At 35.5% G+C, this 8,604-nt stretch carries 9 protein-coding genes, 1 tRNA gene and 1 other RNA gene; 2 read left to right on the top strand and 9 right to left on the bottom strand.

The window, feature by feature from the left end:
- Positions 1 to 106: 106 nt before the first annotated feature.
- Both NTU89_03260 and NTU89_03265 read left to right on the top strand, forming a co-directional pair.
- Complete coding sequence (locus NTU89_03260; GenBank protein MCX5923564.1) at positions 107 to 931, top strand: ankyrin repeat domain-containing protein; 825 nt, start codon at positions 107 to 109, stop codon at positions 929 to 931.
- Between the two features lie 148 nt (positions 932 to 1,079).
- Positions 1,080 to 1,733 (top strand): ankyrin repeat domain-containing protein, encoded by a 654-nt coding sequence (locus NTU89_03265; GenBank protein MCX5923565.1) that lies wholly within the window; start codon positions 1,080 to 1,082, stop codon positions 1,731 to 1,733.
- 61 nt (positions 1,734 to 1,794) lie between these two features.
- On the opposite strand, the gene NTU89_03270 is transcribed toward NTU89_03265, so the two are convergent.
- The 9 genes from NTU89_03270 to NTU89_03310 form a co-directional block, all read right to left on the bottom strand.
- A complete protein-coding gene (locus NTU89_03270) occupies positions 1,795 to 2,049 on the bottom strand; it encodes an HPF/RaiA family ribosome-associated protein (GenBank protein MCX5923566.1) in 255 nt (84 codons plus the stop codon).
- A gap of 139 nt (positions 2,050 to 2,188) precedes the next feature.
- Complete coding sequence (gene der / locus NTU89_03275) at positions 2,189 to 3,520, bottom strand: ribosome biogenesis GTPase Der (protein ID MCX5923567.1); 1,332 nt, start codon at positions 3,518 to 3,520, stop codon at positions 2,189 to 2,191.
- Complete coding sequence (locus NTU89_03280) at positions 3,504 to 4,223, bottom strand: hypothetical protein (GenBank protein ID MCX5923568.1); 720 nt, start codon at positions 4,221 to 4,223, stop codon at positions 3,504 to 3,506. Before NTU89_03280 ends, der begins: the two co-directional genes overlap by 17 nt.
- A complete protein-coding gene (gene dnaX / locus NTU89_03285) occupies positions 4,204 to 5,346 on the bottom strand; it encodes a DNA polymerase III subunit gamma/tau (GenBank protein MCX5923569.1) in 1,143 nt (380 codons plus the stop codon). Before dnaX ends, NTU89_03280 begins: the two co-directional genes overlap by 20 nt.
- A 47-nt stretch (positions 5,347 to 5,393) precedes the next feature.
- Positions 5,394 to 5,487: signal recognition particle sRNA small type (ffs, locus tag NTU89_03290), an RNA gene on the bottom strand.
- 161 nt (positions 5,488 to 5,648) lie between these two features.
- Positions 5,649 to 5,740: transfer RNA gene (locus tag NTU89_03295), tRNA-Ser, on the bottom strand.
- Between the two features lie 14 nt (positions 5,741 to 5,754).
- Complete coding sequence (gene rpsB / locus NTU89_03300) at positions 5,755 to 6,651, bottom strand: 30S ribosomal protein S2 (GenBank protein ID MCX5923570.1); 897 nt, start codon at positions 6,649 to 6,651, stop codon at positions 5,755 to 5,757.
- Positions 6,652 to 6,761: 110 nt separating this feature from the next.
- A complete protein-coding gene (locus NTU89_03305) occupies positions 6,762 to 8,183 on the bottom strand; it encodes a hypothetical protein (protein MCX5923571.1) in 1,422 nt (473 codons plus the stop codon).
- Positions 8,184 to 8,240: 57 nt separating this feature from the next.
- Positions 8,241 to 8,604, bottom strand: a 364-nt coding sequence (locus NTU89_03310; GenBank protein MCX5923572.1) for a hypothetical protein, incomplete at its 5' end; no start/stop codon positions are given.

Raw genomic sequence — 8,604 nt, forward strand, 5'->3', positions numbered from 1 at the left:
TCTCGAATAGAATGGTCTGTTTAAATTAAAAACTATTGATTTTAGAACCCTGCATTATGCCAAACTATTATGAGTAATATATTTTTATAAAAAAGGGATATCAAAAATGAAGCATTTTCAAAAACTAAAAGTCACTCTTTTGAGCTTACTAACCCTAAGCTCTAATCAAATATCTCCAATGCAAAAGAGTCTTTTGCAAACAGAACATGCTAGCGATGATCAACCGGAACATAAAACATTAAAAAACTCTCAAAGTGCTGATTACTTCACGACAGATGATGAAAAAGATACCTTGGCAGAAAATATCTCAGATATAAAAAGATTAATAAATGAACTAAAAGATTATCGCAATAATCCCAAAAAAGTTGATATCCAATCCAAGATTTATAAAAAAATAACCGCGGCCATCAGAATAATCCAAGAGAATAAAAACACTAAAAGCTTTAAAGATTCTATCAATATGAGAGATAATGATGGCGACACTGCATTACATGTAGCATCTTTACTAAAATCACCAACTCTTTTACTAGAATTACTTTCAGTTAATGCGTATGTAAATGCTAAAAATAACAAGGGCGAAACTCCACTGCATATCGCTGCCCAAAAAGGCAATCAACCCATGGCAAATGCACTACTTGAACATGGTGCAAACATTTACGTTAGAGACTTTTTAGGAAAAACAGCTTTGCACTATGCTGCTGAAAATGGAAAAGCTGATCTCGCAAACGAACTGCTCAAGAATAACTCTTTTGTTAATCAAAAAGACAAGCAAGGAAATACTCCATTGCACTACGCCAACAGATTAAGCAAGCATAACGATTTATATGCATCTGAAAAAACTGAAGAATTTTTACTAGGAGCTCGAGCAGACAAATCTATTAAAAATAAAAATGGCAAAACTGCTAAAGAATTTGGCAAATACGTTTATTAGAACATTTACTATCTACTAATTTTATAAACAAATGCTCATAAACCAATAATTTAATTAATTTAAATTAAAAAAATCTTGATTTTGGTTATGCAAACTATGAGATGATATGAACTATTATATATTTTTATCCAAAAAAGGATGTGAAAAAATGAAGGACTTCAAAAAATTAAATGCAGCTTTTTTAAGCTTACTGCTCTTAAGTGGCAGTCATACGTATGGACCAGAAATTGACTATGATGAGTGGGATGATACAGGTATAGAAATAAAAAACAAACAAACAGCAGAAGAACTAAAAAAGATACAAAGAGAAGAACAACAAAGAAATATAGCAAAAAAAAATCAATCTAGAGCAAAAAACATTTCAACCCAAAACGCTGATGAAGCAAAAAACATTCCAATCCAAGACACTGATAAATATCTTGATAGTATAATGAACAAGGCTCCAAAGCCAGCTGTGAAAGCTCTTAGCTTCGACGAAAAAACACCAAAATATATTGCATCAATAGCAGGAACTGAACAGTTATTGTCAAATCTTTCTTTTATAAACATTAAAGACAATCAAAACAATACCCCGCTACACCTTGCAGTTCTAAAAAATGACGAATCTGCAATAAATGGTTTGTTAGAGAATAATGCAAGAGTAAATGAGAAAAACAGTGAAGGCAAAACTCCTTTAGATATTGCCTTCGATTTATCAAAAAATTCAAGATTTAATCGCCTTATGAATCAGGATGTAATCAAAAGATTAAGACAATCTGGAGCAAAAACATCTGCGGAGGTTGATGCTGCTAATCGCAGATAACAAACAAATAAAGAAGCGCTTCCAAAATAGGCGCGCTTCTTTATTTAAATTCAAAACTTTTTTAAAAGGCTTTTGGTCTTTTGCGAATATCATTAACAATTTGTTGTTTTGCCACTTGAAGCTCTCGCTCCATGATATGCATAACTTCATCAATAACTGAATACATCTCCTTACCCTCACGCTTTGCTATCAAGTCAAAATGTGGAGATTTAATTCGAACTTCACAAGAAAACATGTGATGATTTAAGCTTCCTTCAAAGACAACATGCACAAAAATAGAATCTGGCTCTTCTTTGCCAAAGTATTTTTTAAACACTGCTCCATTGCAACAGATGAGTCAATGCCCCTAAAAGTCATATCTGCTTGCATAAAAAAATCCTTTCTTAATAGTTTTTATTTCAGATTTGAAATAATTGTATTAAAAAAGGATTATAAATAACAAGGAAAGCTACAAACTATCTTAAGTCTCTTTTTGCCTTAGCGTAAAAGAACAGAGGAATACTTTTTAAATCTTTTGCTTTGCGCAAAATATTTTCAAAGAAAGCACGATGATTTTCTTCAAATATTTCTGTATTTCGTACGATCAGTTCAATTCTAATCGGAGCAGTACCTACTTGATGAGCTCTGTGAAAAGTTAACCTTTGACCATTTTTATACAAAGGAGTTTTAACCAAAGCATCCATAAAAAGATCTGTTAAATAACGCTCAGAAAAACGAGTTCCAAAGCGCTCCCAGACATCTTGAACCAAAGGTAAAACCTTGCCAACATTTTTACCCGTTTTGCACGAAATGCTTAAAGTCTCAAGTTTTTTCAAAAAGTATTTATATTCTTCTTTTGATGAATCCAAATATTCTTGTTTTTCTTCGTCAAGCAAATCCATTTTATTAAACAGAACAATGACCGCAGAACCATTTTCAAAAGCATAGGATGTTAATTTAAGTTCTTGAGAGGTCAATTCTGGCTCTTGGACATCAATTAAAAGTAAAACAATGTGCGCACGCTTAGCAGCCTGCAGCGCATTGGTTACCATCATGGACTCAAGCTCAGTATTTACACCACTTTTTCTGCGAACCCCAGCAGTATCAATTAATTCAACTACTTGCTTGTTAAAAGCAAAACGTTTTCGAAGAGCTTCACGAGTAGTTCCTGCAACAGGAGAAACAATAGAAAAATCTTGATCTAAGAGCAAATTCATGAGTGAAGATTTTCCCGCATTCGGGCGACCTAAAAAGGCAACTTTAAACTCAGGTTCTTCGTCCATTACTCGAACTGTTGGTTTAGTTTGCGAAATAACTTCAACAACTCGGTCTAAAAGATCACCAATACTACGACCATGTGCAGCAGAAACTCCATAAATATTATCAAATCCAAATTTGTGGAATTGACCTATATTTTCTTCGTGCTCAAAGGTATCAACTTTATTTACCAAGACAAAGACAGGCTTTTTAAGATTATGCAAAAAATTACGTATGTGCATATCTTGCTCTGCTATGCCAGTTTGACCATCAACGACAAACAGCAACAACGATGCTTGTTCTAAAGCTATTTTAACTTTTTGAGTAACTAGGCATGTCATTTCGTCAGCTTTTTTACAAAGATCAATACCACCGGTATCAACCAATTCAAACTTAACACCATTCCACTCTACAAAATCAGTTATCATATCACGAGTCACACCCTCAAGATCAAGCGTTAAGCTTTTCACTTTTGGTGCAATTCGATTAAACAATGACGACTTCCCTACGTTAGTTCGTCCAACAATGACAACCTTAGGCATCAAATTCATTTGAATCCTTTATAATTTCGCGCACAGTTCCCCCAAAATGCTCAAGCAATTTATGGGTTAACTTCCATTTTTTTTCATCAGTAATATCAATATTTTTTTCATTTCTACCCACACTTACACTTACAGATCGATCACCTACATTTCTGCTGCTTGCAGCAGCCCGGTCATAAGTTCTCTGTCCAGTGGCCTGTCGCCTTGATTGAGCTGAGCCAATTGCATTCGACGAAGTTACCTGCGTTGAATGCATCTGCACAACTGAACCAGACGTCTCCTTTTTTTGTTCATCCATCTTCTTTTTCTCTGAGATCTTTACAAATTCAACAACGAGAACTGTTTTGAATCCAAATATCCGATCAAGATATTCTTGATAATTTGTCCTTTGTTCAATAAATAAATCTTGAAACATAGTAAATTTTTTTAAAGTTACCAAATGTACAATCTTTTTAGCGTGATCAAATTTAATAAAATCCGTTTCAAACAACATTGATGCCAGCACAGGATCAATATGAGCATGTACAACTTTAATAAACATCTGCCATTTTACAAGACCAGAATCAGGTGATACATCTTGCTCAGGCAATCCGCCTATGTTTTCAGCTCCATGCGCTCGTAAGCTATTTTCAATTGATAATCCATCAGCCTGGTGTGACTGACCTACAGACCTCGCTACGGGCGATGATTGCTTATTTTTTTTTTTCACCATTTAAAATAAAATGGCTAGATAAATCTTTACTCATTAATCGAATTATCATTGATTCAAAAAGAAGTTGCTTCTTGCTCGTTTTTGAAAGCGCCATATCTAAGCTGCAAATCTGATCAAAATAAACCGTTAGTTGCTGCATAGAAAAATCATTAATTAATTCTTTTAGCTCTGAAGACATATCTGAAAAATATCTTGGCTCGCCGCCATACTTTAAAACAATTGCATCATACAAAAGCTCAACAAATCTTTTTACGACATAATCTGTAGAAATTGTTTGTTTTGATAAGTCATAAAAAAAAGCTAACAATTCTTTATGATCTTTTACAATCATCAAAGAAAGCAGCTTATATAATGCTCGATCATCTAAATATCCAAGAACTGAAAGCACAACTGGCTTGGTAACCTTACTATCAGCAAATCGAGCCTGCTCTAAAAGGTTAATTGCATCACGAAGTGAACCCTGTGATACTTGAGCAATCAACTCAAGCCCAAAAGAATCATAATCAATCGATTCTTTTTGACACATATTTTCTAAATGCTTAATAACTTGATCAAGCCCAACAGGATTAAAAAATAACTGAAAACAACGAGAGCGAACCGTTTCTGGCAACTTTTGCGCCTCTGTCGTTGCTAAAATAAAAACCACAAACTTTGGAGGTTCTTCTAAAATTTTTAAAAATGCATTAAATGCTGCTTTGCTCAGCATGTGAACTTCATCAATCAAATATATTTTACGATCGCCCAAAAGCGGTAAAAATGATGATGTATCAATAATGTTTCGGATGTTATCAACACCTGTGTAAGACGCTGCATCAATTTCCATAAAATCTGGATGCCGACCCTGTGTCATTGCAACACATGAATGACACTGCAAACAAGGAACAGAGTTAATTTGAGGATTATTTTGAAACTCTGAAAGCTTCTTACAGTTTATTGCAGAAGCAAATACACGAGCTGTTGACGTTTTTCCACAACCACGTTGTCCAGAAAAAAGATACACAGGAAAAAATTGATTTTTAAATAGGCTATTTTGCAAAATTCGTATAACTAAGTCTTGCCCAATAATTTCTTTAAAATTGCTCGAGCGCCATTTTCTAGCTAAATTTAATGCTACTTGGCTCATAAAATAACCTTGCTCAACTTTTAAACATCCTGCCTAAGCTATTTAACAAAAGAGAGAAGCTTTTACAAATTTAAAAATGTCCCTGCTGCTTCCTTCCGGACCTGACAGTTTAAACACCTTAAATTTTAAAAACTTCTCTCAGCTTTTTAATCAATTTTTGTACGAGCACTATGTTGCAACAGACACTTCAAATACTTTACTTAAAGTCCTTTGAGCTCTGGCCTGCCATTCATTTTTTTCAAACACGCTATAGATATACTTTAAAAATATAGCTATCTTGCGCCAACTTAGGGAAAAATGAATGGTGGAGAGAGAGGGATTCGAACCCTCGATGCTCTTTTCAGAACATACATGATTTCCAATCATGCTCTTTCGACCACTCAGACATCTCTCCTTGCAGAGATTTGCCTATGCGCTCTTTTTAGCAACAGGTTTTTTAAATGCTACTTTAGCAACCCGTTTTTTATCTGAACTTTCTTCATCGCTTTCATCAGAAGTATCGATAACGATATCTCTTAATTCAGCTCTTTTTGCTTCAAAAGATTTATTAGAATCAGCAGCATCTTTTGCAGCAGCTCTTTGAGCTTCAACCGCATCTTTTGCATTTTTGCTTACTTCTGCTTTTTTAGCGATACCTTTAAGAACAGCATCTTGTAAATAATTTAAAACGAATGCGATACCTTTTGCAGAATCATCATTTCCAGGAATTACGAATTGAACGCCACTTGGATCAGAATTTGTATCAACCAATGCCACAACAGGAACTCCTGATGCAACAGATTCTAACAATGCTGTTTGCTCTTTACGAACGTCAATTAAAACAATTGCGCCAATATTTTGAGTCAAAGCTTTAAGACCACCAACACTTCTAGCTAAACGTTCTGCTAGCTTTTGGAATCTAACAACTTCTTTTTTTGTATAAGGAGAATTTTCTTTTGAAGATTTTGCAATCACATCTTCAAAATGAAGAAGCTTAGTAACAGCTTTTTTCACTTGATGATAATTAGTAATTGTTCCACCAACCCAGCGATAATCAACGTATGGCATTTTTGTTGCTTGACCAACAGTAGCGATCATTTCTTTTGCTGGTTTTTTTGTTCCAACCCATAAAACAGTTTCACCACGGGCAACAACAGCTTCTAAAAACGTTGCAGTTTTTTGCAAAGCATATGCGGTTTTTGAAATGTCTATAAGATGAACACCGCCTCTATGCCCCCAAATGTAAGATTCCATTTTTGGACACCATCTCGATTTTTGGTGGCCGAAATGTAAACCAACATCTATCAACTGTTTAAAATCTATCATAAATACACCTTTTGAGGTCCTTTAATTTAAGTTATTATCACTAAAAAACATGTTACTAATTCATATGTACAAGAGTACCTGAAAAACAAAAAATTACAAATTTTAAGCCATTATTCCGCACCAATAGCTTCGCCTTTTTTAACAAGTGACGCATATTTTTTGCCAAGAAGCCAGGCTACGCCGACCCATAGAGCTACAACGCAAGCAAAAAAGCCTGAGAACATACCTAAATAAAGAGGCGTTCCAATCGCTGCAACTTTTTGAATTGACCCAATGACTCCAGACCCACAAGCCTTTGCAAAGCGTTGCCCGAAAGATTCGATCCAAGCTTTTGACTTAAAGCGAACATCTCTAACTGTAGGAATATACAACGCCTCTCTTAGTGGAGATGCGAATGCATAATTCATCATTCCAAGAAGCATAAACACATACAACACTGCCTGCTCGTCGTAGGCTATCATGAAGTACGCCAATAAGAAACCGGTTAAAATCGGAATCAACAGCAAGCACAGGCGCTCGCCTAAAAGCTTAATTAAAACACGAGTACCAAAGAACGAAACAACCATGCCAACACAATGCATCATGAATCTTTGCTTAAACATCGTGCCAGTAAATGCAGCCGCATCTTTTGCCCCAACTTGATTTACCACAACTCGCTGAATGCCAAGAACAACGTTTACAAGCTCATAAAAAAACATCATCCCAAAAATACCAAGGATATATGGATGCTTTACGATCAAAGCAAGACCTGAAAACATTCCTGTTTCAGAGTCCCCTTTTTTCTCTTGTTCTTTTTCATAATCATAAGAAGATTCGTACCCATGCAAGCTTTTTTCCGAAGATGTCTTCATTAAGAAGTAAATAACAACTGGCGACAAGACCAGCAAAACAGAAGCGCCAATGAGTAAAATTTGATGCCTACACAAAGAAGTCCAACCTAGCGACCCTAAGACAGTCGTTGGCGTAAACAATGCCCAGGCTATACCAGCTGTAAACATTCCACCAAGCTTAGATCCCGCAATAATAAGCGTATACCCTTTTTTTGCAGTCTCTGGCTTCGCAATAGAATTACAAAACGACCAAAAAACGCTTACCACAAAAGGAACAACTCCCTCATAAAACAGATAAATAAACCACCCAAAATAACGATTAGAATTCGCTACGCCATTTCCCAGACCAATTACTGGATCTGCAAGAAAATATGCTATAAAAAGGCCACCAACGCCATACAGCGCGCAGTAAAAAACAAGCAGCCAAAACCTGCTCATGTAATCAACTAGCTTGGCATATAAAAGCGTTGCCGGAAGAAGAACAAACATTGAAATAAATTTCACAGAGCCAAGAGATGAAGATCCTACAATTTGAGCAAAAAGAACATCTTTCATTTCTTTAATAACGGTATATGCACCAATCACACAAAAGAATGCAAAGGCTAGCCATAGCACCTGCTTGCGCTCTTGGTTGTCCAGGTCGATAGATAAGCCCATTTTTTTAACAATGGCACCAATTTTTTTAAAAGCCGCACTTAACATGTACAAGGTCCTTTCTTTTATTATTATCTCTCTATAATCAATTTAGCCTGTGCCTGCTTACATATTTCCAGGAATATCGCTGCCAATAATTTCATTGTTGCGAGTTGATTTTTCATATTTTTTGCCAAGCAACCATGAAGCAGTAAACCAAAGCAACATTAACGCTCCAAACACGCCACCGTAAGCGGTATTTGCAAGAGATGTTCCTGCAGTGCAAAAATTAATAGAATTCGAAACTATACAACCAAAACCCTTAGAAAACTTAGTGCCAAAAGTATCGATCCACGCCTTAGCCTTAAACTTCATATCTTTGGTGGTCGGAATATACAGAGCTTCTCTTAATGGATGCGAAATAGAATAATTTACTGCAGCCATTCCAATAAATACATACATTATTGAGTCTGCGCTGTATGTCATTACA

The sequence above is a fragment of the Candidatus Dependentiae bacterium genome (genome assembly GCA_026389065.1).
In the GTDB taxonomy this organism is placed as follows: Bacteria; Babelota; Babeliae; order Babelales; family Chromulinivoraceae; genus JACPFN01.

Coding starts and splice junctions, on each gene's coding strand:
- NTU89_03260 (MCX5923564.1), top strand. CDS start 107: ATGAAGCATTTTCAAAAACTAAAAGTCACTCTTTTGAGCTTACTAACC.
- NTU89_03265 (MCX5923565.1), top strand. CDS start 1,080: ATGAAGGACTTCAAAAAATTAAATGCAGCTTTTTTAAGCTTACTGCTC.
- der (MCX5923567.1), bottom strand. CDS start 3,520: ATGAATTTGATGCCTAAGGTTGTCATTGTTGGACGAACTAACGTAGGG.
- NTU89_03280 (MCX5923568.1), bottom strand. CDS start 4,223: ATGGTGAAAAAAAAAAATAAGCAATCATCGCCCGTAGCGAGGTCTGTA.
- dnaX (MCX5923569.1), bottom strand. CDS start 5,346: ATGAGCCAAGTAGCATTAAATTTAGCTAGAAAATGGCGCTCGAGCAAT.
- rpsB (MCX5923570.1), bottom strand. CDS start 6,651: ATGATAGATTTTAAACAGTTGATAGATGTTGGTTTACATTTCGGCCAC.
- NTU89_03305 (MCX5923571.1), bottom strand. CDS start 8,183: ATGTTAAGTGCGGCTTTTAAAAAAATTGGTGCCATTGTTAAAAAAATG.